23 protein-coding genes, 1 tRNA gene and 1 pseudogene are annotated in these 21880 nt (G+C 66.4%); 19 read left to right on the forward strand and 6 right to left on the reverse strand.

Annotated features, from left to right (window positions below):
- Positions 1-29: 29 nt before the first annotated feature.
- Positions 30-827 carry a twin-arginine translocase subunit TatC gene (tatC, locus tag LG388_RS02245; RefSeq protein WP_225781215.1) on the forward strand — a complete coding sequence of 266 codons (798 nt, stop codon included), beginning with the start codon at positions 30-32 and terminating at the stop codon, positions 825-827.
- A gap of 254 nt (positions 828-1081) precedes the next feature.
- Here the strand turns inward: tatC and LG388_RS02250 are convergent, their stop codons facing one another.
- On the reverse strand, positions 1082-2245 hold the full coding sequence (locus LG388_RS02250) for a Do family serine endopeptidase (protein WP_225781216.1): 1164 nt from the start codon (positions 2243-2245) through the stop codon (positions 1082-1084).
- Positions 2246-2600: 355 nt separating this feature from the next.
- Between LG388_RS02250 and LG388_RS02255 the strand changes: the two genes are divergently transcribed.
- From LG388_RS02255 to pdxA, 3 genes are read left to right on the forward strand one after another with little or no spacing between them, the layout of a single operon-like run.
- Positions 2601-3920: an MFS transporter gene (locus LG388_RS02255; RefSeq protein WP_225781217.1), complete on the forward strand. Its 1320-nt coding sequence runs from the start codon at positions 2601-2603 to the stop codon at positions 3918-3920.
- 32 nt (positions 3921-3952) lie between these two features.
- Entirely contained in the window at positions 3953-4732 is a 780-nt protein-coding gene (locus LG388_RS02260; RefSeq protein WP_225781218.1) for a Nif3-like dinuclear metal center hexameric protein, read from the forward strand.
- On the forward strand, positions 4729-5796 hold the full coding sequence (pdxA, locus tag LG388_RS02265; protein WP_225781219.1) for a 4-hydroxythreonine-4-phosphate dehydrogenase PdxA: 1068 nt from the start codon (positions 4729-4731) through the stop codon (positions 5794-5796). The genes LG388_RS02260 and pdxA overlap by 4 nt, the downstream gene beginning before the upstream one ends.
- 72 nt (positions 5797-5868) lie before the next feature.
- Here pdxA and mscL read toward each other — a convergent pair whose 3' ends face one another.
- On the reverse strand, positions 5869-6300 hold the full coding sequence (gene mscL, locus LG388_RS02270; protein ID WP_225781220.1) for a large conductance mechanosensitive channel protein MscL: 432 nt from the start codon (positions 6298-6300) through the stop codon (positions 5869-5871).
- Between the two features lie 158 nt (positions 6301-6458).
- On the opposite strand from mscL, the gene petA reads away from it, so the two are divergent.
- From petA to LG388_RS02335, 12 genes and pseudogenes are all read left to right on the forward strand, one after another.
- Positions 6459-7073, forward strand: coding sequence for a ubiquinol-cytochrome c reductase iron-sulfur subunit (gene petA, locus LG388_RS02275; protein ID WP_225781221.1), 615 nt, complete (start codon positions 6459-6461; stop codon positions 7071-7073).
- A gap of 11 nt (positions 7074-7084) precedes the next feature.
- On the forward strand, positions 7085-8488 hold the full coding sequence (locus LG388_RS02280; RefSeq protein WP_225781222.1) for a cytochrome bc complex cytochrome b subunit: 1404 nt from the start codon (positions 7085-7087) through the stop codon (positions 8486-8488).
- Positions 8489-8505: 17 nt separating this feature from the next.
- Complete coding sequence (locus tag LG388_RS02285) at positions 8506-9261, forward strand: cytochrome c1 (RefSeq protein WP_225781223.1); 756 nt, start codon at positions 8506-8508, stop codon at positions 9259-9261.
- 105 nt (positions 9262-9366) lie between these two features.
- Entirely contained in the window at positions 9367-9978 is a 612-nt protein-coding gene (locus tag LG388_RS02290) for a glutathione S-transferase N-terminal domain-containing protein (RefSeq protein WP_225781224.1), read from the forward strand.
- A gap of 29 nt (positions 9979-10007) precedes the next feature.
- Positions 10008-10529, forward strand: coding sequence for a ClpXP protease specificity-enhancing factor (locus LG388_RS02295; protein WP_225781225.1), 522 nt, complete (start codon positions 10008-10010; stop codon positions 10527-10529).
- Positions 10530-10579: 50 nt separating this feature from the next.
- A tRNA-Thr gene (locus LG388_RS02300) sits at positions 10580-10655 on the forward strand.
- Positions 10656-11048: 393 nt separating this feature from the next.
- The gene (locus tag LG388_RS02305) at positions 11049-11639 is read left to right on the forward strand and encodes a LexA family transcriptional regulator (RefSeq protein ID WP_225781226.1); all 591 of its coding nucleotides are present in this window, start codon (positions 11049-11051) and stop codon (positions 11637-11639) included.
- Between the two features lie 37 nt (positions 11640-11676).
- Positions 11677-12423, forward strand: coding sequence for a DUF5131 family protein (locus LG388_RS02310; protein WP_225781227.1), 747 nt, complete (start codon positions 11677-11679; stop codon positions 12421-12423).
- 8 nt (positions 12424-12431) lie between these two features.
- Entirely contained in the window at positions 12432-13706 is a 1275-nt protein-coding gene (locus tag LG388_RS02315) for a three-Cys-motif partner protein TcmP (RefSeq protein WP_225781228.1), read from the forward strand.
- Between the two features lie 39 nt (positions 13707-13745).
- Complete coding sequence (gene tcmP, locus LG388_RS02320; protein WP_225781229.1) at positions 13746-14930, forward strand: three-Cys-motif partner protein TcmP; 1185 nt, start codon at positions 13746-13748, stop codon at positions 14928-14930.
- Between the two features lie 45 nt (positions 14931-14975).
- Positions 14976-15187, forward strand: a pseudogene (locus LG388_RS02325) (JAB domain-containing protein); the annotation flags it as partial.
- Between the two features lie 130 nt (positions 15188-15317).
- Positions 15318-16547 (forward strand): nucleotide pyrophosphohydrolase, encoded by a 1230-nt coding sequence (locus LG388_RS02335; RefSeq protein ID WP_370630080.1) that lies wholly within the window; start codon positions 15318-15320, stop codon positions 16545-16547.
- A 34-nt stretch (positions 16548-16581) separates the two neighbouring features.
- Here the strand turns inward: LG388_RS02335 and LG388_RS02340 are convergent, their stop codons facing one another.
- From LG388_RS02340 to LG388_RS02345, 3 genes are read right to left on the reverse strand one after another with little or no spacing between them, the layout of a single operon-like run.
- The gene (locus LG388_RS02340; RefSeq protein WP_225781230.1) at positions 16582-17811 is read right to left on the reverse strand and encodes a hypothetical protein; all 1230 of its coding nucleotides are present in this window, start codon (positions 17809-17811) and stop codon (positions 16582-16584) included.
- Positions 17811-17933 (reverse strand): hypothetical protein, encoded by a 123-nt coding sequence (locus LG388_RS26605; RefSeq protein WP_255632130.1) that lies wholly within the window; start codon positions 17931-17933, stop codon positions 17811-17813. The genes LG388_RS02340 and LG388_RS26605 overlap by 1 nt, the downstream gene beginning before the upstream one ends.
- A 5-nt stretch (positions 17934-17938) precedes the next feature.
- A complete protein-coding gene (locus LG388_RS02345) occupies positions 17939-18391 on the reverse strand; it encodes an excisionase family DNA-binding protein (RefSeq protein ID WP_225781231.1) in 453 nt (150 codons plus the stop codon).
- An 893-nt stretch (positions 18392-19284) separates the two neighbouring features.
- On the opposite strand from LG388_RS02345, the gene LG388_RS02350 reads away from it, so the two are divergent.
- From LG388_RS02350 to LG388_RS02360, 3 genes are all read left to right on the forward strand, one after another.
- Positions 19285-19758 carry a single-stranded DNA-binding protein gene (locus LG388_RS02350; RefSeq protein ID WP_225781232.1) on the forward strand — a complete coding sequence of 158 codons (474 nt, stop codon included), beginning with the start codon at positions 19285-19287 and terminating at the stop codon, positions 19756-19758.
- A gap of 101 nt (positions 19759-19859) precedes the next feature.
- Entirely contained in the window at positions 19860-20723 is an 864-nt protein-coding gene (locus tag LG388_RS02355) for a DUF932 domain-containing protein (RefSeq protein ID WP_225781233.1), read from the forward strand.
- Positions 20724-20823: 100 nt separating this feature from the next.
- Positions 20824-21177, forward strand: coding sequence for a hypothetical protein (locus LG388_RS02360; RefSeq protein ID WP_225781234.1), 354 nt, complete (start codon positions 20824-20826; stop codon positions 21175-21177).
- A gap of 67 nt (positions 21178-21244) precedes the next feature.
- Here the strand turns inward: LG388_RS02360 and LG388_RS02365 are convergent, their stop codons facing one another.
- On the reverse strand, positions 21245-21586 hold the full coding sequence (locus LG388_RS02365) for an AlpA family transcriptional regulator (protein ID WP_225781235.1): 342 nt from the start codon (positions 21584-21586) through the stop codon (positions 21245-21247).
- Between the last annotated feature and the right edge of the window lie 294 nt (positions 21587-21880).

Raw genomic sequence — 21880 nt, forward strand, 5'->3', positions numbered from 1 at the left:
CGCCCCCACGGCCCGGCGCCCCCTGCGTGATGGCTGATTCCGACCCCAAGAACAAAGAAGACGAGCTGGCCGGCACCGAGCAGCCCTTTGTCGCCCACCTGGCCGAGCTGCGCGACCGGCTGCTCTACTGCGTCTATGGAGTGGTGGCGGCGGGCGTGCTGCTGGCGCTGTGGCCCGGCCCCGGCGGGCTGATCGACCTGATCGCCATGCCCATCCGTGCGCACATGCCGCCGGACGCCAAGCTGATCGCGGTCGGCGTGTTCTCGCCTTTCTTCGTGCCGCTCAAGGTGCTGATGATGGCCGCCGTGCTGCTGGCGCTGCCCTGGCTGATGTACCAGGCGTGGATGTTCGTGGCCCCTGGCCTCTACAGCCATGAAAAGCGTTTCGCACTGCCGCTGATCGTGTTCGGCAGCCTGCTGGCCTATGCGGGCATCGCCTTCGTGCAGCTCTTCGTGCTGGACAAGATGTTCGGCTTCATCCAGAAGTTCACGCCCGCCGCGGTGGCGGCCACGCCGGACATTGCCTCGTACGTGGAGGCGATCCTGTCGCTGTACCTGGCCTTCGGCCTGGCCTTCCAGGTGCCCATCGTGGTGATGCTGCTGGTGCGCTTCGACATGGTGACCATCGAGAAGCTGCGTTCCTTCCGCGGCTACTTCATCGTGGTGGCCTTCGTGGTGGCGGCCGTGGTCACGCCGCCCGACGTGATCTCCCAGCTGGCGCTGGCCGTCCCGATGTGCCTGCTCTACGAGGTGGGCATCGTCGCGGCGCAGTACTTCTCGCGCAGCAGCCGCTCACCCGAAGAGGCGGATTCCTCGTCGCAGTCCTGAGGCGGGGCCGGGCGCTGCGGGCGCCGGTTTGGCGCGTTCGGACGCGATGCACGGCGCTCGCGGCCGCCCTCGTTGCGTGCGCTCCCTCGGATGGCCCGGCGGGCGAGGCGAGGGCCTTCCTATCTTCCAGCCAGTCAGGACACGCGCTCGGGCCGCAGCCGCCCGGACATGGCCCCGGCATGGACGGGCGGCCCATGCGCAAGGCCGCCGCCTCCTTGCTGCGCCGGCGCGGCACCTGCGCTCGACGGCCCTTGCTACTGCCCCGGCATGCGCCGCACCGGCTGCGACGGCCGCGTGCCGGGCGTGACCTGCAGTGACAGGGTGTCGCTGCCGCGCTGGACCGTGAACGGCGAGGCCGTGCCCGGGCGCAGGTTGGCCACGGCGGTCAGCAGTTCCTTGAAGTTGGCGACCTTCCTGTCGCCGACTTCGGTGATCACGTCGCCGGGGCGGATGCCGGCCTGCGCCGCGGGGCCGTTCTGCAGCACGCCCGTGATGATCACGCCCGAGCTCGCCTTGACGCCGAAGGTCTCGGCCAGCTCGGGAGACAGGTCGCTCGGCTCCACGCCGATCCAGCCGCGCGTGACCTTGCCGTCGCGCACGATGCCTTCGAGCACCAGCTTGGCCATGGAGGCCGGGATGGCGAAACCGATGCCCATGCTGCCGCCCGAGCGCGAGTAGATGGCGGTGTTGATGCCCAGCAGGTTGCCGTTGATGTCCACCAGCGCGCCGCCGGAATTGCCCGGGTTGATGGCCGCGTCCGTCTGGATGAAGTTCTCGAAGGTGCTGATGTCCAGCTGGTTGCGCCCCAGTGCCGAGACGATGCCGCTGGTCACGGTCTGGCCGACGCCGAAGGGGTTGCCGATGGCCAGCACCTGGTCGCCGACCAGCAGCTGGTCCGAATCGCCGATCACGATGACGGGCAGGCGGTCCAGGTCGATCTTCAGCACCGCCAGATCGGTGTCGGGATCGGTCCCGATGACCTTGGCCAGCGCCTGGCGGCCATCGGCCAGATGCACCTCGATCTCGTCCGCGCTTTCGATCACGTGGTTGTTGGTGAGGATGTAGCCCTCGGGACTCACGATCACGCCGCTGCCCAGGCCCACCTGCGGCTGGCTCTGCGCCTGGTCGCCGAAGAAGAAGCGGAAGAAGGGGTCGTTGCTGTACGGATGTGGCCGCACCGCCTTGCTGGTGTTGATGCTGACTACCGCCGGCGAAGCCTTCTGCGCCGCCGCACTGTAGCTGCCGGGCGCGGGCACGGCCGGGCCGCCGCCGACGGGCGCCTCGATGATGGACACCACGCCGCCCAGGGAGCTCGCCGCGCCGCGCTGCACCCATTGCGGCTTGAGCGTGGCAACCACGAAGAAGGCGGCGAGCAGGACCGTGACGGCCTGGGAAAACAACAACCAGAGGCGCTTCATGAAAAAGGGCGGGTGGACGAGGGACGGAAGGAGCCGCGCGCAAGCGCGGGCAAGGAACGCAGCGCGCGGCGGGGCCGCGATTGTCCGTCAGCCCCCGCTTCCGGATGGCCGCGCGCGCGGGTCGGACAATGGCGTTTCGCCGCGGAATATAGGGTAAACACCTAGAATCGGATTGGCTTTATCCAGGCCCCGCCCTGCACGCCGCTTGCCCACCCGGTGCGCCGCTGCACGCTTTTTTGCCTTCCGCCGCCCCGCTGCAGCCCGACCGGCCGCCGGCCCGGTGCGGGTCGAGGCGCCCGACGCCTGCCCAGCCCGTCTTCGATGCGGCCGGGCCCGCGATCGATCTGTCATCGCCATGAATTCCACTTCCCTTCCGCTCCCGGCCGCCGAGGCGGCCCCTGCGCCACGACCGCTCGGCCGGCGCGACTACCAGACCCTGGGCCTGTCCGCGCTCGGCGGCACGCTGGAGTTCTACGACTTCGTCGTCTTCGTGTTCTTCGCCAACGTGCTGGGCGCGCTGTTCTTCCCGGCCGACATGCCGGACTGGCTGCGCCAGCTGCAGACGCTGGGCATCTTCGCGGCCGGCTACCTGGCGCGGCCGCTGGGCGGCATCGTCATCGCGCATTTCGGCGACATCCTGGGCCGCAAGCGCATGTTCACGCTGTCGATCTTCCTGATGTCGCTGCCCACGCTCGTGATCGGCCTGCTGCCCACCTACGCCTCCATCGGCATCGCGGCGCCGCTGCTGCTGCTGGCCATGCGCATCCTGCAGGGCGCGGCCATCGGCGGCGAGATGCCGGGCGCCTGGGTCTTCGTGGCCGAGCATGTGCCCAAGCGCCACTACGGCATGGCCGTGGGCACGCTCACGGCGGGCATCACGGGCGGCATCCTGCTGGGCTCGCTGATCGCCGTGGCGCTCAACACCGGCTACACGCCGGCGCAAATCCATGACTGGGCCTGGCGCATCCCCTTCCTTCTGGGTGGCGTGTTCGGCATGGTGTCCGTGTACCTGCGCCGCTTCCTGGAGGAAACGCCCGTGTTCCAGGAGCTGGCCGAGCGCAAGAAGGTGGCGCGCGAACTGCCGCTGAAGACCGTGCTGCGCGAGCACCGCACCGCCATCGTGCTGGTGGCGCTCATGACCTGGGTGCTGTCCACGGCCATCGTGGTGGTGATCCTGTTCACGCCGGCCTACCTGCAGAAGGTGTTCCAGATTCCGGCCAAGCTGTCGCTGCAGGCCAACCTGGCCGCCACCTTCACGCTGACAATCGGCTGCGCGGTGGTGGGCTGGGCTTCCGACCGGCTCGGCACGCGCACCGTGATGCTGGTGGGATGGGGCGGCCTGCTGGCGACCACCTATCTCTTCTACACCGGCCTGCCCGGCACGCCCGAGTCCCTGGTGTGGAGCTACGCGCTGATCGGCTTCTTCGTCGGCTCGATCGCCCTGCTGCCCATCGTGGGCGTGCGGGCCTTCCCGCCGGCGGTGCGCTTCAGCGGCCTGTCCTTCGCCTACAACATGGCCTATGCGGTCTTCGGCGGCCTCACGCCGGTGCTGATCAGCGTCTGGCAGAAGTACGACCTGATGGCGCCCGCGCACTACGTGGCCGCGATGGCGGCGCTGGGCTTCCTGATCGGCCTGTGGCCCTTCGCCTCGCGCGGCTGGCAGCCGCGCGCCTGAGCGCGTGCGGCGCGGCCTGAGACAATCCCCTGATGCCCATGACCACGCGCGATGAACTGCTGCAAGCCTGCGACGCCCTGCTGCAGCCGACCCGTTTCAAGGATTACGGGCCCAATGGCCTGCAGGTCGAAGGCCGCTGCGACGTGCGGCGGCTGGTCAGCGGCGTCACGGCCAGCCGCGCGCTGATCGAGGCCGCCATCGAGGCGCAGGCCGATGCCATCTTCGTGCACCACGGCCTGTTCTGGCGCGGCCAGGACGGTCGCGTGACGGGCTGGATGAAGCAGCGCCTGGCCCTGCTGCTGCAGCACGACATCAACCTCTACGCCTACCACTTGCCGCTGGACGCGCACCCGCAACTGGGCAATAACGCGCAGCTGGGCCGGCACCTGGGGTTCGTCGCGCGCGAGGGCGCGGGCAGCCGCTTCGGCGACCAGGACCTGGGCTGGCTGGGCGAGCCCGGCGAAGGCCAGGGCTTCGCCGACGCGCAGGCGCTGGCCGACCATGTCGCCGCGCGCCTGGGCCGTGCCGTGCAATGCGTGCCAGGCGCGCCGGGCCGGCCGATCCGCACGCTGGCCTGGTGCACGGGAGGCGCGCAGGGTTTCTTCGAGGCGGCCATCGCGGCCGGCGCCGACGCCTTCATCACAGGCGAGATGTCCGAGCCGCAGGCGCATTACGCGCGCGAACTGGGCGTGGGCTTCATTGCCGCCGGCCACCATGCCACCGAGCGCTATGGCGCGCCGGCCGTGGCGCAGCAGGTGGCGACCCAGCTGGGCCTGTCGCACCGGTTCATCGACATCGACAACCCCGCATGAACGCCGCTGCCCTGCCTGCGCGGTCTGCCGCCTTGCCCATCGCGCTGACGCAGGGCGATCCGGCCGGCATCGGGCCCGAGATCCTGGCCAAGGCCTTCCGCGAGGCGCCGGCCCTGATGCGGGGTTGCTTCGTGGCCGGCGACGTGGCGGTGATGCGCCAAGCCGTGCGGGCGCTGGCGGGCGAGGGCGACGTGCCCTGGCCGGTGGCGCAGATCGATCAGGCCGCGCAGGCGCTTCAGGCGCCTGCGCGCTGCGTGCCCGTGCTGCAGGCCGTCACGCCTGCCGCCGCCGAGTGTGTGCTCGGCCAGGTCAGCGCCGAGGCGGGCCGCATGGCCGGCGATGCCGTCGTGTGGGCCGCGCGCGCGGCGCTGCGCGGTGAAGTGGCGGCTTTGGTCACGGCACCGCTGCACAAGGCGTCGCTGGCCGCGGCCGGCTTCCCCTTTCCGGGCCATACCGAACTGCTGCAGGCCGAAGCGGCGGCCCATGCGGGCCTGGGCATCGAGCAGGTGCCGGTGCGCATGATGCTGGCCAACGACGAGCTGCGCACGGTGCTGGTCAGCATCCACGTGGCCCTGCGCCAGGCCATCGAGAGCCTGAGCACCGAAGGCGTGCTGCAGACCTTGCGCATCACGCACCAGGCGCTCAGCGCCGTGCTGGGCGCGGCACCGCGCATTGCCGTGGCAGGCCTGAATCCGCATGCGGGCGAGGGCGGCCTGTTCGGCCGTGAGGAGCTGGACCTGATCGCGCCGGCCATCGCGGCGGCGCAGGCCGAAGGCATCCAGGCCAGCGGGCCCTGGCCTCCCGACACGGTGTTCATGCGCGCGCGTGCGCAGGGCGGGGTATTCCGGGAATTCGACGTGGTGCTGGCGATGTACCACGACCAGGGGCTGATCCCCGTCAAGTACCTGGGGGTGGAGCAGGGCGTGAACGTGACGCTGGGCCTGCCCTTCGTGCGCACGAGCCCTGACCACGGCACGGCCTTCGACATCGCGGGCCGCGGCGTGGCCGACCCGGCCAGCCTGTTGGCCGCCGTGCGCATGGCGCGTCAGCTCACGGGACTCTAAAAACAGGCGAGCCCGCCGACGGCCGCGGCCATCGACGGGCTCGTGCCGGGCGCGCCATGCGCACCCGCGGGCTCAGGGGCGCTTGAGGCTGTCGCGGATCTCGCGCAGCAGCACGATGTCTTCGGCCGGTGCCTCCGGTGCGGTGGGGGCTTCTTCCTTGGTGCGGCGCAGCCGGTTGATCTGCTTGACCATCAGGAAGATCACGAAGGCCAGGATGCAGAAGTTCACCAGGATGGTGATGAAGCTGCCATAGGCGAGCACGGGCACCCCGGCTTTCTTCAGCTCCGTCAGGTTGTCGGCCACGCCGGGCGGCACGGTGCCGAGCACGAGATAGAGATTCGAGAAATCGAGCTTGCCGAAGATCAGGCCCACCACGGGCATGATCACGTCGCTCACGAGCGAGTCGACGATCTTTCCGAACGCGCCGCCGATGATCACGCCGACGGCCAGATCCACGACGTTGCCCTTGACCGCAAACTCGCGAAACTCGGTGAAGAAACCCATGGCAAACCTTCAGGAGGTGAGAAAAACGGGCCGAGTATAGAGAGCGGTGCCTCGATGCGCGCCGTGTCGCCTACGGGCTTCCCGCGTTGAATCGGCTCGAAGCGCTCCGCTACAATTCTTTGTTGACCCCACAGGCCATAAGTACTTTGAGGACCCCCATGAGTGATATCCCGGTCGATCCAAAGAAGGTCGATGCCAGCAAGAGGACATGGTTGATCGCTTCCGGTTGTGCCGGCGCTGTGGGTGGTGTGGCAACGGCCATTCCCTTCGTCAGCACCTTCCAGCCGTCGGAAAGGGCCAAGGCCGCGGGGGCGCCCGTCGAAGTGGACATCGGTGCCATGCAGGAGGGCGAAAAGATCACGGTGGAATGGCGCGGCCGGCCGGTCTGGATCCTCAAGCGTTCCAAGGCGCAGATCGATGAGCTGCCCAAGCTGGACGGCCAATTGGCCGATCCGAATTCCGAGCGCAACCCGGCCGAATTCACGCCCAAGTACGCGCAGAACACGGCGCGTTCCATCAAGCCCGAAATCCTCGTCGTGGTGGGCATCTGCACGCACCTGGGCTGCTCGCCCATCGACAAGCTGCAGCCCGGTGCGCAGCCTTCGCTGCCGGCCGACTGGCAAGGCGGCTTCCTGTGCCCCTGCCACGGCTCGACCTTCGATCTGGCCGGCCGCGTGTTCAAGAACAAGCCCGCGCCCGACAACCTGCCCGTGCCTCCGCACAAGTACCTGTCCGACACGCGCCTCCTGATCGGCGACGACGCAGCGGCCTGAGGAGCGCACACATGGCTGAATTCAAGGAAATCTCCCCGAACGCCCCGCTGGGCGCCAAAGTGGGCAACTGGCTGCACAACCGCTTCCCCACCGCGTTCGACGCCTACCGCGTCCACATGGCGGAGTACTACGCGCCCAAGAACTTCAACTTCTGGTACATCTTCGGTTCGCTGGCGCTGCTGGTGCTGGTGATCCAGATCGTCACCGGCATCTTCCTGGTGATGCACTACAAGCCCGACGCGAACACCGCCTTCGCCTCGGTCGAGTACATCATGCGCGACGTGCCCTGGGGCTGGCTGATCCGCTACATGCACTCCACGGGCGCCTCTGCCTTCTTCGTGGTGGTGTACCTGCACATGTTCCGCGGCCTGCTGTATGGCAGCTACCGCAAGCCGCGCGAGCTGGTCTGGATCTTCGGCTGCGCGATCTTCCTGTGCCTGATGGCCGAGGCCTTCATGGGCTACCTGCTGCCCTGGGGCCAGATGTCCTACTGGGGCGCGCAGGTGATCGTGAACCTGTTCGCGGCCGTGCCGCTGGTCGGTCCCGACCTGGCGCTGCTGATCCGCGGCGACTACGTGGTGAGCGACGCCACGCTGAACCGCTTCTTCAGCTTCCACGTGATCGCCGTGCCGCTGGTGCTGCTGGGCCTGGTGGTGGCGCACCTGCTGGCACTGCACGACGTGGGTTCCAACAACCCCGATGGCGTGGAGATCAAGGCCACCAAGGACGAGAACGGCAAGCCGCTGGACGGCATTCCCTTCCATCCCTACTACACGGTGCATGACGCGCTGGGCGTGGTGATCTTCCTGCTGGTCTTCTCGGCGGTGATCTTCTTCGCGCCCGAGATGGGCGGCTACTTCCTCGAGTACAACAACTTCATCCCGGCCGACCCGCTGAAGACGCCCAACCACATCGCGCCGGTGTGGTACTTCACGCCCTTCTATTCGATGCTGCGCGCCATCACCACCGAGATGATGTACGTGCTCATCGCCTGCGTGGTGCTGGCGGCGCTGTTCGGCGTGCTCAAGACGCGCCTGGCCTCCGTGGCCAAGGGCGCGGTCGTGGTGGCCGCCGTGATCGCCTGTGCGCTGATGCTGGCGATCGACGCGAAGTTCTGGGGCGTGGTCGTGATGGGCGGCGCCGTCATCATCCTGTTCTTCCTGCCCTGGCTGGACCACAGCCCGGTCAAGTCGATCCGCTACCGCCCCGACTGGCACAAGTACCTGTACGGCGTGTTCGTCATCAACTTCGTGATCCTGGCCTACCTGGGCGTGCAGCCGCCGTCGCCGATCGGCGAGCGGGTGTCGCAAGTCGGCACGCTGTTCTATTTCGGTTTCTTCCTGCTCATGCCGTGGTGGACGCGACTGGGTGAGTTCAAGACCGTGCCCGACCGCGTGACCTACTCGGCGCATTGAGCCCGGAGAACACAAGAATGAAGAAACTGATCCTCACCTTGGTCACGGCGCTGGGCATGGCCGTGGGTGCGCAGGCGGCCGAAGGCGGCATCGCCTGGGACAAGGCACCCAACCGCACGAACGACCTGGCCGCGCTGCAGCATGGCGCCAAGCTGTTCGTCAACTACTGCCTCAACTGCCACTCGGCCGCCTTCATGCGCTACAACCGCCTGCAGGACATCGGCCTGACCGAACAGCAAATCAAGGACAATCTGCTGTTCACGACGGAAAAGGTCGGCGACACGATGAAGGCCAACATCGAGCCGCGTGAAGCCAAGGAATGGTTCGGCGGCGTGCCGCCGGACCTGACACTGGTGGCGCGCTCGCGTGCAGGCCACGGCGGCACGGGGGCCGATTACCTCTACACCTACCTGCGCACCTACTACCGCGACGACACGAAGGCCACGGGCTGGAACAATCTGGCCTACCCGAGCGTCGGCATGCCGCACGTGCTGTGGGAACTGCAGGGCGAGCGCCGCCCGGTGTACGAGAAGGTCAGCCACGGCGGCCATGAATCCGAAGTCTTCAAGGGCTGGGAGCAGGTCAAGCCGGGCACCCTGACGCCCAAGCAGTACGACGAAGCCATCGGCGATCTGGTGGCGTACATGCAGTGGATGGCCGAGCCGGCCCAGAACACCCGGGTGCGCCTGGGCGTGTGGGTCATGCTGTTCCTGAGCGTGCTGCTGGTCCTGGTGTGGCGCCTGAATGCGGCGTACTGGAAAGACGTGAAGTGATCGCCGCGCCGGCGGGCGCCCGTGGGGCCCGGCCGGTCGCATGTGAACGTGGAGTGGGTTGCCGTTGGCACACCCACTCCTTTTGATTTTGAGGAGCCTTTCACCATGATGGTGCTGTATTCGGGAACGACCTGTCCTTTCTCCCACCGCTGCCGCTTTGTGCTTTTCGAGAAGGGCATGGATTTCGAGATCCGCGACGTCGACCTGTACAACAAGCCCGAAGACATCAGCGTGATGAACCCGTACGGCCAGGTGCCCATCCTGGTCGAGCGCGACCTGATCCTGTACGAGTCGAACATCATCAACGAGTACATCGACGAGCGCTTCCCCCATCCGCAGCTGATGCCCGGCGACCCGGTCGACCGCGCCCGCGTGCGCCTGTTCCTCCTGAACTTCGAGAAGGAACTGTTCGTGCATGTCTCGACGCTGGAAAACCGCAGCGTGAAGGGCAACGAGAAGGCCCTGGAGAAGGCCCGCTCGCACATCCGCGACCGTCTCACGCAACTGGCCCCCGTGTTCCTGAAGAACAAGTACATGCTGGGCGAGAACTTCTCCATGCTGGACGTGGCCATCGCGCCGCTGCTCTGGCGCCTGGACTACTACGGCATCGACCTGAGCAAGAATGCCGCACCGCTGCTCAAGTATGCCGAGCGCATCTTCTCGCGCCCGGCCTACATCGAGGCGCTGACCCCCTCCGAAAAGGTGATGCGCAAGTAATCGCATCGCCGAGTGCCCGCTGTGTTCTCATGATCAACGCGCTCGAATCGTCCTCGCTGCGGCCCTACCTGATCCGGGCCCTCTACGAATGGTGCACCGACAACGGCTTCACGCCCTACCTGGCGGTGCAGGTCGACGAAACGGTGCAGGTGCCGCGCGAATACGTCAAGAACGGCGAAATCGTGCTCAACGTCAGCTACGACGCGACCAGCTCACTCAAGCTGGGCAATGACTACATCGAGTTCAAGGCCCGATTTGCCGGCACGGCGCGCGACATCAGCGTGCCCGTGGGCCGCGTGGTCGCGATCTATGCGCGCGAGAACGGCCAGGGCATGGCCTTCCCCTCGGTGGTGGCGCCAGTCTCTTCGGACGAGCCCGCTGCCTCACCCGCGGAGGAGCCGCGCGTGATGCAGCTGGTGGCCGACGAGGCCGAAGACCGCGCCGTGGAGCCGGGCGCGGCGGACGTCGCGCAGGCCGAGGAAGGCCCGGCCGGCGATCCGCCCAAGCCGGGCGGCAATGGCGGCCGCCCCGCCCTCAAGCGCGTCAAGTGAGCGAGGGCAATCCGGAGCGGGCCTGCGCCTGCCACTAGAATCACCGTTTCGCCGTTTTAGCTCAGTTGGTAGAGCAACCGCCTTGTAAGCGGTAGGTCGTCAGTTCGATTCCGACAAGCGGCACCATCTCAAAGCCCGGTAACGTCCAACGACGTCCGGGTTTTTTCTTTTTTCCCTCTTTAATCCCGGTTTGAGCGTCCAAAATCGTCCGAGAAAGTATGCCTCAATCCGGGGGCATATGGGGGCACATGTGGGGGCACAGGTTCGGAAAATGGGGGCATATCCTTGGCTCTCGACCGATGCTGAGCAATGTCGGGTTTTGTCGGGTAGCGCCGTCCGCTGCCTGTCTCGGCTGCAGCCGCTTGACTTCGCGCTCCACAGCGCGCCGCTCGGTGCGCGTCATTCCGTCCAGCGCCTGACGGCACCGGTCGCTGGGCGGGCACTACGACATTCCCATCAGGGTCAGACTGAGTGCTGCTTAGCAGCGTCGCATGCTAGACTTGAATTTGTCACGAAATCATGCAACCGCATTCATCCACGCCTCGCCATGGCGGTTCCCGACAGGGTGCCGGGCGCAAGGCTGCCTATGGCGAGCCCACCAAGACCGTTAGAGTGCCGCACAGCCTTGTGCCCGTAGTCGCGGGGTACCTGGCCGCGATGAAGCGCCCGCCTGGAGGCGTCGTTGATGGCGCCGGCCTGCAACCCATCGCGACGTTTCGCACCGCCACCGCCGTGTCCGTCCTCGGTCGCCGAGTTCGTGCCGGCAAACCCACTTCTGGCGACGATTACCAAGAAGATGCTGTCGATCTCGGCAAGCACCTGGTACGCGACCCGAGCAGCACCTTCCTCATGAAGGTCGCCGGCTGGTCCATGCGCGATGCTGGCATCGCCGATGGTGACGAGCTGGTGGTCGATCGCGGCGTGGCAGCCGAGGACGGGCGCATCGTCATCGCCGACATCGACGGCGAGTTGACCGTCAAACGCTTGAGGCGAACGGCCACTGGCTGGTTGCTGGAAGCCAGCAACCCCGAATTCGCCGATGTCCCCGTCGGCGACAAGAACGACCTGCACATCTGGGGTGTCGTCACGCACGTGCTGCGCGCGGTCTAGACGCCGTGCACAGACTTTAAAGAACTAGGATGCCCTCATGTCGCAAGCAAGCCGAATCGAATGGACCGAGGCAACTTGGAATCCGACTGTGGGCTGCACCAAGATTTCGCCCGGCTGCAAGCACTGCTACGCCGAGTCGATGGCCAAGCGGCTGAAGGCCATGGGCACGCCGGGCTACGAGAACGGCTTCAAGCTCACGATCCTGCCGGATCGTCTGTCCGAGCCGCTGATGAGGAAGAAGCCGACGGTGTACTTCGTCAACTCGATGTCCGACCTTTTCCACAAAGGTGTGGACGACAACTACATCGCCCAGGTCTTCGACGTGATCAGGCAGTGTCCGCAGCACACCTTCCAGGTGCTGACCAAGCGAGCTGATCGCCTGGCTACCTTCTTCCGAACCCGCGACGTGCCCACGAACGCTTGGATCGGCGTCTCCGTCGAGGACCGTAAGTACGGCGTGCCGCGCATCGAAGGTTTGCGCAAAGTCGACGCGCGCATCCGTTTCCTGTCCGTCGAGCCACTGCTCGAAGATGTTGGTGACCTCGACCTAACCGATATTCAGTGGGTCATTGTTGGCGGCGAGTCCGGGCCCAAGGCACGCCCGATGAAACTGGAATGGGTTGAAAATATCCGCCAACAATGTGAGGAGCAGGGAGTGCAGTTCTTCTTCAAGCAGTGGGGCGGTTGGGGGGCCGACGGCAAACGTCGCTCCAAGAAGGCCAACGGCCGCCTGCTCGGGGGCAGAACCTGGGACGACATGCCGGTACTGTCCGCCCACGTCTGAAGGACCGCATGACGCTGAAACAGTACAGCTGGAAAGACGGCCCCGACCTCATCCAGCAGCACAGCGTCGCAAAGCACCGCATCCTTGAGGCCTACCTCGCCGCGTACTTCCGCACCCTCGTCAGCTCGCCGAACCAGGATGTTCTGCGCCTGACCCTTGTCGACGGGTTTGCCGGCGGCGGACTGTACGTCCACAACGACACGCGCGAGCCCGTCAAAGGTTCGCCATTCATTTTCCTCGAAGCCACGCGCGAGGCGGAGTTCCACATCAACAAGGATCGGCGCAAGCCCGTCCAACTCCAGGTCGACTACTTCTTCTGCGAGGCCGACCGCCACGCTCAGATGCATCTCGACAAGGTGCTGCGTGAGGCTGGATACGCCGACAGGATCGGCAACGGCATCTACATCGAGCACTCGCGGTTCCAGGACAAGGCGGACGCGATCATTGGGTTCATCAAGAAGAAGAGCCCGAAGAATGGCCGCTCGATCTTCGCGCTCGATCAGTACGGCTACAAGGAAGTACCTACGCACCTCCTGCGCAAGATCTTCGATGCGCTGCCGAGTGCGGAAGTGATCCTGACATTCGGGGTCGACTCGTTCATGAACTTCGCCAGCGACGGCGATCAGGTTAGGGGTCTACTCGACGGACTCGGCATACCCGATATCTTCCGCGGCCGTTCGGTCGAGGAGATCAAGGCCTCCGACCGTGACTGGCGGCTCTTCCTGCAGAGCACGCTCTACCGTCGACTCGTCGAGAACTGCGGCGCCCGCCACTTCACACCGTTCTTCATCCGCAATCGCGGAGGCCACGGCGACTATTGGCTGATCCACATGTCCCAGCATCATCGCGCTCGTGACGTGATGACGGAGGTGCACTGGGCCAACAGCAATTACTTCATCCACTATGGCGGCGCCGGACTCGACATGTTCCAGATGGTTGGCTACGACCCGAGTCATGATGCTGCTTACCTTGGTCAGTCGCTCCTCGGATTCGAGTTCGATGATGTCGCGCGGCGCACGAGCATCGCCGCATTGACCGAGCACATTCCACGGCGCGTGTACGCCGACGACAGTGGGATCAGCTTCGGGGAATTGTTCGCCACCACGTGCAACAGTTCACCGGCGTCGGCGCGAATCTACCGTGAGTCGATCGGGAAGTTACTGGATGAGAAGGCTGTCGAGATCATCGGCGTCGACGGTACCAAGCGCCGATCTTCCGCGCAGATCATGGACAGCGATCAGATCTTGTCGCCACCGCAGCGCACGCTCTTCATGACTGGCTGAGCCATGCGCGGATCAACGTCATTGGGGGAGCAGCCGAACTTGACTTCGATCATTCCGGACGCCTACGAAGGGCGCGAGCAGGCTCTGGTGAAGCATGCGCTCCTCAAGAGCTACCTTGAAAAGCTCGTGCTCATCATCGGCATGAGCGCCAAGAAGGCACGACGCGCAGAAATCTGCTATGTGGACTGCTTTGCAGGACCATGGGGCGCACCGGATGACGATCTTGATGGCACGTCGATTTCGTTGTCGCTGAAGACGCTAGCCGCCTGCAAGAAGACGTTGGCAACGCTCGGCGTCGATGCCACGATGCGCGCCCTGTATGTCGAGAAGGACAAAGGCGCGTTCGATCGGCTCTCGGGTTTTCTTGGCTCGAAGGCGCCGCCTTCGGTCGATCAGGCATGCCTGCATGGCGACTTCGTAGACTTGCGTGGTGACATTTTGAAGTGGTGCGGGCCAGGCGCGTTCACCTTCTTCTTCGTCGATCCCAAGGGCTGGAAGGACATCATGATCGAGACGATGAGGCCTTTGCTTCAACGTCCACGATCGGAGTTCCTGATCAACTTCGCCTACAACTTCATCAACCGCACGGCATCGATGGCCGTTTGGCAAGACGCGATGGCAAAGTTGTTGGGCGCGACGGTGAACCTCGACGGCCTTCAGCCATCCGAGCGCGAAGAGACGCTGGTCGACGCATACCGAACGAGTCTCAAGGCATGCGTTCTAAGCGGTCGTCCCGGGTACCGTGCTCGCTCGGCCTACGTCACGGTGCTCGACCCGCTGCATCGGCGAACCAAGTACCACCTCGTGTATGTGACGAGCCATCCAACGGGGATCGTCGAGTTCATGGACATCTCCGAGCGAGTGGATCTCGTCCAACGGCGGGTTCGAGCTGCAAAGCAGATCGAGGTTCGTCAGCAAAGGACCGGCGTCACCGACTTGTTCGGCACCGAGCCGGAGATCGAGGCATCGGACGGCCGCTGCAGCCCCGACGATGTTGATGCCTTCTGGCGCCGATACCTTGCAGCGGGCGAACGGCGTATTGGAACGGCTGAATTCGCAGACATCCTCGAGGGCACGAACTGGCTTCCAGGTGAACTGCAAAGCTCGCTCGTGCGCCTCGTCAAGGCCGGAGTCGTGCGCAATCTGGACGCCGATGCATCGAGGAGGCGATCGAAGCCGCTGCACTTCGACAAGGCGGAGCGCCTTCGACTCAGCCAGAGCTGATCGCGAACCCACGAGACAGCCCGCACCGCGGCCGCGACCAGGCAGCCGCGCGAGGTGGTGAAGGAAGCACTGGGTTGCAATGCCGCGACGGTGATTTTGGCGCAATCATCCCGTCGGGTGCCGTCGCGCCGAGCCGTGCCGACGAGTTCCTGACGCAGACGCTGAAGACGGCGCTGGCGCTCGTGGACGTGCGGGTGCTCGACCACCTGCTGGTGGCCGGCGCCGATGTCTGCTCCTTTGCCGAGCGGGGTCTGGTATACACCGGTCGGGCGGAGGCGTCTGGCGGCGCCCCTTGGGTCACACCGCGATGGTCAGGCGACCGGTGCCGGTTCCATTGCGTGGCTCTGGCAAGATGGGCGGCAACGAAAAACCCAGAGGGACGCCGGGATGAACCTCTCCGAGTTGCAGGCCGAGCTGCGCCACTTCGCTGCCGAGCGCGACTGGCAGCCGTTCCACACGCCCAAGAACCTGTCCACGGCCTTGATGGTCGAGGCGGCCGAACTCGTAGAGATTTTTCAGTGGATGACTCCTGAGGAGACACAGCGCGCCCACCAAGACCCGGCGACCAAGCAGCGCATCGGCGAGGAAGTCGCTGACGTGCTGCTCTACCTGCTCCAGGTGGCGGACCACAGCGAGATCAACGTCGAGGAGGCGGTCAGGGACAAGCTGGCGCGCAATGGCGTGAAGTACCCGGCCAAGCGCCAGATTACCCGCGTCTCGCCGGCCCGGGCTCCGGTGCCCGGCACCCATGTCCTGCTCGACTACGAGAACGTCCAGCCGAGCGACGAAGAGCTGCGGCTCATGGTGCCGAATGCTGGTCGGGTGTGGGTCTTTCACGGACCGCAGCAGCGCCAGGTCGAGCGGCGTTTCGCTTCCTTCGGTGCTGACGTGACGGCCGTGCCGATCAGCAAGACCGGCAAGAACGCGCTGGACTTTCATCTGTCGTTCTACATGGGCTACATCGCCTCGCGCAACCCGGCGTCGACGATGGTCGTGGTGGCCAACGACAAGGGCTACGAACCGATGCTCGAGCACGCGAGAGGCATGGGGTTCATGGTGCGGCGGCAGTCGCACGAACAGGCCAAGCCTGCCGCGAAGAAGGCAACCGCAAGGAAGGTGGTGGCCAAGAAGGCGCCGGCGAAGAAGGCAGCCGTCAAGAAGGCGACGGCCAAGAAGGTTTCGCCCGCACCGGCAACGAAGAAGGCGCCAGCGGCCAAAGTGGTGTCGACGAAAAAGGCCGCGCCGGTGAAGACGGTGGTTGCGAAGCCATCCGCCCGGCCGGCTGCCAAGGTGGCGGCTACACCGGTCTCCGGTGTTGCGAGCAGACCGGTTCCGGCGCCGGTGATGTCACCGCCGGCACGTGCGTCGACGGTGACGGCCGACGAGATCGGAAAGATCACCGAGAACCTTCGCAAGTTGGGGGGCAATCGACCGACGAAGCCGGTGTCCTTGCGGCGCCTGCTGAAATCACTTCTCGTGGCAGAGACCGGGGACGCCTCGATCGAGGTCGCGCTCGACAAGCTGGTCGCGTCCGGCGTCGCGACGATTGGCGCGGGGAGTGAGGTGACGTACCCCGGTTTTGATCGCCCTGCCGGTTCATCTGCAGGGGGAAGCTGATGCCTTCCGGCTGGGGCGCCTTGCACCTCGCTTTTCAGGGATGCTGTACCTTTGACGTGGCGGGCGGGATTCCAAGCGCTCGCTGCATCCATGCCGACATGGGCCGGTCGGAGGCCAGTACCTGCTCGATGGTGGCCTGGGCCTGGTCGATGTGGTGGGCGGTGCGAGCGGCTTCGGTGGCGAGGCGATGGGCTTCCACCACGTCGAGGCCCGTGAGTTCGTAGCCTTGCCCCATGGACATCCAGTGCAGTGCTGCCAGTGCGGCTTGCATGGCAAAGCCGGGTTGCTTGACCAGGTGGTCGCGCGCGGCACGCGTCAGGGTCTTGGGGTCGCAGGGCGAGGCCCAGGCCAGGGCGGTCGCCCGGTCGAACAGTTTCAGGGTCTTGGCGGTGGCGAACCACTTGCCGGGCTCACCGGGTGTCGACGCGACGAGGTGGTCCAGCAGTCTGTCGCGTGCCAGTTCGGGGTACTTCTTCGCCAGCACCCTGAAGGTCGACAGGTTGGAGTTGGCCTGGTTGGCCAGCAGCGCGTATCGATCGAAAGCTTCTGCGCGCCGGCCCGCCTTCAGCAGCGCATCCTCGGCGAAACGCGCCACGGTTTCCTCGCCGGTGGTGCTGCCCGCTCGATCGCGCACGTAGGCGATGGCCTCGTCGACCTGGCCGCGCGCGACGAGCACGCGGGCGCCCCAGACCAGGTATTGCCAGATCGGGCGGGGATCCATCGCCAGCAGTTCCAGCAGTTCGTCGTGGCGGCCGGCCTTGAACAGCGCGCTGTAGCACGGGGTGGTGCCGGCGAAGAAGGCGTAGCTGCCGCGATGGCGTTCGCGCAGCACGCTGCGCTGGGTGGGCAGCAACTGGTCGGCCCAGCTCGATGCGAGTTCGGGTGTCGCGCAGAGATCGCCCCAGTGGTCGCCCAGGGACTCGATGTAGGGTGGATCGTCCTCCTGGATGGCCTCGAAGAGGCGGTCGAGCCACTTCTGGCGCACGGCGGTGTCCACCGGCGCGTCGCCGATGAGGGGCACCAGTTCCTGGACGGCCGCGCAGGTGGCGTTGCCGAGGGCGCCGGTGGAACTGTCGACCTGGTTCAGGGCCGGGGAGAGTTTCTCCAGAAACAGGACGGCGCCCTCGGCCGCTGTGGCCGGATCTTGTCGGGCGACCGTACGGATTTCGGTGAGGGCTTCCTGGATGCGCTCGATCGCGAGCCGGGAACCACGCCAGCCGAACGCAGCCCGGCGAAAGCGAGCGCGGAATGCCCAGGGCCGCATCAGCGCCATCTCCTTGTCAAAGGCGCACGACTCAGCTTGTCGAGGAGGTCATCCAGGTGGATCAACAGGCCGCGGGTGGTCGCGCCGAACAGGGTGTCGGCGTCGGCGACGACAGGGATCACGAATCTCAGCTCGCGAAGATTTCGCTGTCGAGGTCGGCGCCGAGCTGGCCCAGGGCCTTGCGGCGTCGGGTCTGCTCCTGGCGGTGCCAGGCCAGGACGGCGGACTTGAGGACACGTCGCTGGTTGCCCACCTGCTGGTGCAGCGGTATGTCGCCGGCTTCGATGCGGGCCACGATGTAGGGGCGAGAGACACCGACCAGGTCGGCCGCTTCCTGGGTGGTCAGAACCGGGTCGGTCGCTGGTCCGGACCTGGCGGCGGAGGCCTTTCGGGTGCTGTCGCTGATCGCCGGGTGCTGGAAGAGCCGCGCGAAGTCGCCCTTGATCAGCCGCGTTGCCTGGGGAGTCAGCTTGACATGGCGCCGCACGACCTCGACCAAGGGATCGAGGTCGATGTTCACCGACAGCGCCGGGGCGGCGTTGCGCGGTGCGGCCTCGATGGACTTGTGGGCGGTCTTCATGGCTTCGAGTGTATCAGTTTACTCGAAATACTCGAACTTCGCGAAACAGCGATCCAGGTTGACGCTGGGTGAGGGATGCGTGGCGGTGCATGGTGTCATGGTGTGGTTGTGCTGATGCCAGGTCTCGGTGGGCCAGGGCGTGTCCCCGCCGTGCGGGGCCGGGCTGTTGCGCTGCGCGTCGAGCCACCGGCGATGCCGGCGTCTCGCCCCTGACGGGCTGCCATCCCTCACGCAACACGGTCGGGCCGGCGGAGCCGGCTGAAGCACGCGGCGGCCCTTTCCCGTGCCCGGGGATCGCGGGCCCTGATTCCTTCACGCTGCGCGTGAACGAGGCCCGCTTGGCGAACTGACCGGCTTGCAGGTCGCTGCGCTCGCTGCGGCGCCGGCCAGATCGCCACCCCGGTCACCCGCCACGCCCGGTGCCGGGCCGCTGAATGCCGGGTGCTTCAAAGTGCTCGCAGCGGCTCGACCGCCGCGCCAGTCGCTCGCCTTCGGCTCCCTTGGTGGCACGTCGGCCGCGGAGCCGCCGCTGCTCGTGATCGTTCGGTCGCCTTCGCTGCAACCGCTGCGCCAGGCAAGCTGGCACATCGGTCGCGACGCTGCGTCGACCACGAAGGGCAGCCCGTGCGCCGCTCGTCCCACCGCGATCCCCCCACAAGCCCCCGTCAACTGGGTGAGGGGGACTTGTGGGGGGATCTTCAAGCGGTGGGCCGGGAAACCGGCGCACTGCAACGGCTGCGAAGAAGCCCACCCATCCCCACCCCTTCCCGTGAGGGAAGGGGCCATGCCACCCCGCCCGCCCGTGGGCGGGAGCGAGGGAGTCCGAGCGAGAGGATCGGTTTTCAGGGAGCCTGGCTCGGGACCCGGCTGATTGCTCTCGATTGGAGAACACCATGGCAAACGTCCAAGTCATCCAGCGACACGCGCACCTGGCAGGCGCCGTCAAGCTCGAATTCGTCAACGGCCGCGAGGGCAAGATCGCCAAGGCGGTGCTGACCGCGATCAGCAACACGCGGCGCGCGAACCGTGGTGCAGGCGAGACGCGCGAGGAGGAGTCCACCGCGATCCAATGGACGCTGTGGGGCAAGCAAGCCGAGAACGCGGCCGAGTACCTGGGCAAGGGCTCGCACGTCAACATCGTGGGGCGGCTACGCAACAACAACTTCGAGAAGGACGGCGAAACCGTCTACGGCATGGCGTTCACGGCCGAGGAAATCGACTACCTCGACAGCCGTGCCGAGTCCGAGGCGCGCCGCAACGGTGGCCACGGCGCCGAAGCCGGCGCGAGCAGTGGCGAGCACGCCGCGCCGGCCGGCACCACCCGCAAGCCGCGCAACGCGCGCCAGCCGGCGCACGCCGACGCCTGAACCCGCACCGGGTGGGCGCCATGTTGGTCAATCGGCCACTGAGTAGGCCACTGAGCCGCGCCCGCCCTTCGAACCTCATTCAACGATCGAAGGAAATCATCATGTACTCGACCCCGACACTGGCCACCCGCTTTGCCCCCAACACCCGCGTGATGCGAGGCGACCTGCCCCTGAGCGAAGACCAGATGCGTGTCGCGGCGCCGTCCATCTTCGCCGAGGGCAAGCACGCGAGCCGCTCCGAGCGCTACACCTACATCCCCACCATCGATGTCCTGCGCGGCCTGCGCAAGGAGGGCTTCGAGCCCTTCATGGTCGCCCAGGGCGCCAGCCGCGTGGAGGGCAAGGCGGCGTTCACCAAGCACATGATCCGCATGCGCCATGCCGGCCAGGTGCAGGCCCGGCCGGAGGCGAACGAGATCATCCTGATCAACAGCCACGACGGCGCCAGCGCGTACCAGATGCTCGCCGGCATGTTCCGCTTCGTCTGTTGCAACGGCCTGGTGGTGGGCAAGGTGGTGGAGGACATCCGCATCCCGCACAAGGGCAACATCCAGGGCGAGGTGATCGAAGGCGCCTTCCGCGTTCTGGACGAATTCGAGGCCGTGAGCCAGCATACCGAGGCGATGAAAGCGCTGCCGCTGGAGCCGCGCGAGGAGATCGCCTTCGCGACCGCCGCGCTGGCGCTGCGCTTCGGCGAGCGCGCTGTAGAGGCAACCGGTGGGCACCGGCCCGCGCCGGTCACGGCCGAGCAACTGATCGAGGCGCGCCGGCCCGAGGACCTCGGCCACAGCCTGTGGACCACTTTCCAGCGCGTGCAGGAGAACGTGATCCGTGGCGGGCAGCCTGGTCGTAGTGCGCAGGGCCGCCGCCTGCACACGCGGCCGGTGGGCAGCATCGACCGCGGGGTGAGTCTGAACCGGGCGCTGTGGATGCTGGCCGAAGAGATGCGCAAGCTCAAGGCCTGACAGGTTGGCGATGACTTTCCGGTGGAAGTCATCGCCTCCGGTGCGACCGACCGGCCCGACCATCGGGCTGGCCTTCTCTCAAGAACCCGAGGAGCTTCAAATGAACCACGACGCCATCGATGCCGAGATCGCTGTCTACGACGCGCGATCCCGTCAGGCCACGCAGAACGGCGCCCAGGCTTTCGCGCGGTTGCTGAAGCTGGCCGAGGAGCGCGACTCTGGCCAGATCCCGCGCATCGCGCGCTTCCTGGCCGCGACGTACAACGGCCAGGCCTTCCAGTTCGACCTGTTCGAGCTGCGCGCCCTCGACATCGCCATCAGCGACGACATGCTCAGTTGCCTGGACGCGCTGCGCTGGGGCCGGGCCGACCTGCACAGGCTCATCCCCGACGGTGACGCGCGCGTGCGCGCTGTGATCGAGCGCTGGGGCCTGCGCTGGCCGAACGACACCTGAGTGCCGAGCCGAGGCGATGACCTCAGCCGAGAAGTCATCGCCGACCGCGCTGGCCGAGGCGCGCGACTCAGGCCGGTCGCCCGTCCAGGCGATCGGCGATCCATGATTGAACGGCGCTCTCCGGCCAGGTCGCAGTGCGTCGTCCGGCCTTCACGGAGCGGGGGAAGACGCCCCTTTGCATTTGCTCGTAGATCGCCGACCGGCGCAGCCCGGTGAGGCGCTCGACTTCAGGAAGTCGCAGCAGCCGGTCCGGCGCGCGCTTCGTGGTGTGTGCCACCCGCAGCGTTGAATCAGCGCGCAGCAGCGTGAGCGCTTCTTCCAGCAGATGAGCGGCTGCCTGCAGGTCGCGTTGGGCCGCATTGTCGGCGGCGAGGCGTTGGCTTGATGCGTCGACGGTAGAGGCTCGCATGTGACACCACCTTTTCGGTTTCCGCAGCTGCGTCCAATGCCGCTGCGTACATCCATAGCGTGCCTGGGCTGTCCGGTAGTGCCAACCTGTTGGCGCAAGGCGAGCGTGTCGAGACGTAGCACGTGCGGAAGCGTCTTGGGCTGTCGCTGACTGGCGCAGCGCTCGCGGCCGCGAGACCTTCGGCATGCCGAACACCGATCCGTTGATCGCGGTGAGCATGACGGCCGCCGGCCGGCGTGAACCTCCACGCCGATCAAGGCCTGGCATCGCTGATGGCGGGCCTCTTGGTTTTCT

The organism is Xenophilus sp. Marseille-Q4582 (assembly GCF_916700565.1).
In the GTDB taxonomy this organism is placed as follows: domain Bacteria; phylum Pseudomonadota; class Gammaproteobacteria; order Burkholderiales; family Burkholderiaceae_C; genus Xenophilus.

Bases quoted from the DNA above. Each gene is read 5' to 3' on its own strand.
- tatC (WP_225781215.1), top strand. From the start codon at position 30: ATGGCTGATTCCGACCCCAAGAACAAAGAAGACGAGCTGGCCGGCACC.
- LG388_RS02250 (WP_225781216.1), bottom strand. From the start codon at position 2,245: ATGAAGCGCCTCTGGTTGTTGTTTTCCCAGGCCGTCACGGTCCTGCTC.
- LG388_RS02255 (WP_225781217.1), top strand. From the start codon at position 2,601: ATGAATTCCACTTCCCTTCCGCTCCCGGCCGCCGAGGCGGCCCCTGCG.
- LG388_RS02260 (WP_225781218.1), top strand. From the start codon at position 3,953: ATGCCCATGACCACGCGCGATGAACTGCTGCAAGCCTGCGACGCCCTG.
- pdxA (WP_225781219.1), top strand. From the start codon at position 4,729: ATGAACGCCGCTGCCCTGCCTGCGCGGTCTGCCGCCTTGCCCATCGCG.
- mscL (WP_225781220.1), bottom strand. From the start codon at position 6,300: ATGGGTTTCTTCACCGAGTTTCGCGAGTTTGCGGTCAAGGGCAACGTC.
- petA (WP_225781221.1), top strand. From the start codon at position 6,459: ATGAGTGATATCCCGGTCGATCCAAAGAAGGTCGATGCCAGCAAGAGG.
- LG388_RS02280 (WP_225781222.1), top strand. From the start codon at position 7,085: ATGGCTGAATTCAAGGAAATCTCCCCGAACGCCCCGCTGGGCGCCAAA.
- LG388_RS02285 (WP_225781223.1), top strand. From the start codon at position 8,506: ATGAAGAAACTGATCCTCACCTTGGTCACGGCGCTGGGCATGGCCGTG.
- LG388_RS02290 (WP_225781224.1), top strand. From the start codon at position 9,367: ATGATGGTGCTGTATTCGGGAACGACCTGTCCTTTCTCCCACCGCTGC.
- LG388_RS02295 (WP_225781225.1), top strand. From the start codon at position 10,008: ATGATCAACGCGCTCGAATCGTCCTCGCTGCGGCCCTACCTGATCCGG.
- LG388_RS02305 (WP_225781226.1), top strand. From the start codon at position 11,049: ATGCAACCGCATTCATCCACGCCTCGCCATGGCGGTTCCCGACAGGGT.
- LG388_RS02310 (WP_225781227.1), top strand. From the start codon at position 11,677: ATGTCGCAAGCAAGCCGAATCGAATGGACCGAGGCAACTTGGAATCCG.
- LG388_RS02315 (WP_225781228.1), top strand. From the start codon at position 12,432: ATGACGCTGAAACAGTACAGCTGGAAAGACGGCCCCGACCTCATCCAG.
- LG388_RS02335 (WP_370630080.1), top strand. From the start codon at position 15,318: ATGAACCTCTCCGAGTTGCAGGCCGAGCTGCGCCACTTCGCTGCCGAG.
- LG388_RS02340 (WP_225781230.1), bottom strand. From the start codon at position 17,811: ATGCGGCCCTGGGCATTCCGCGCTCGCTTTCGCCGGGCTGCGTTCGGC.
- LG388_RS02345 (WP_225781231.1), bottom strand. From the start codon at position 18,391: ATGAAGACCGCCCACAAGTCCATCGAGGCCGCACCGCGCAACGCCGCC.
- LG388_RS02350 (WP_225781232.1), top strand. From the start codon at position 19,285: ATGGCAAACGTCCAAGTCATCCAGCGACACGCGCACCTGGCAGGCGCC.
- LG388_RS02355 (WP_225781233.1), top strand. From the start codon at position 19,860: ATGTACTCGACCCCGACACTGGCCACCCGCTTTGCCCCCAACACCCGC.
- LG388_RS02360 (WP_225781234.1), top strand. From the start codon at position 20,824: ATGAACCACGACGCCATCGATGCCGAGATCGCTGTCTACGACGCGCGA.
- LG388_RS02365 (WP_225781235.1), bottom strand. From the start codon at position 21,586: ATGCGAGCCTCTACCGTCGACGCATCAAGCCAACGCCTCGCCGCCGAC.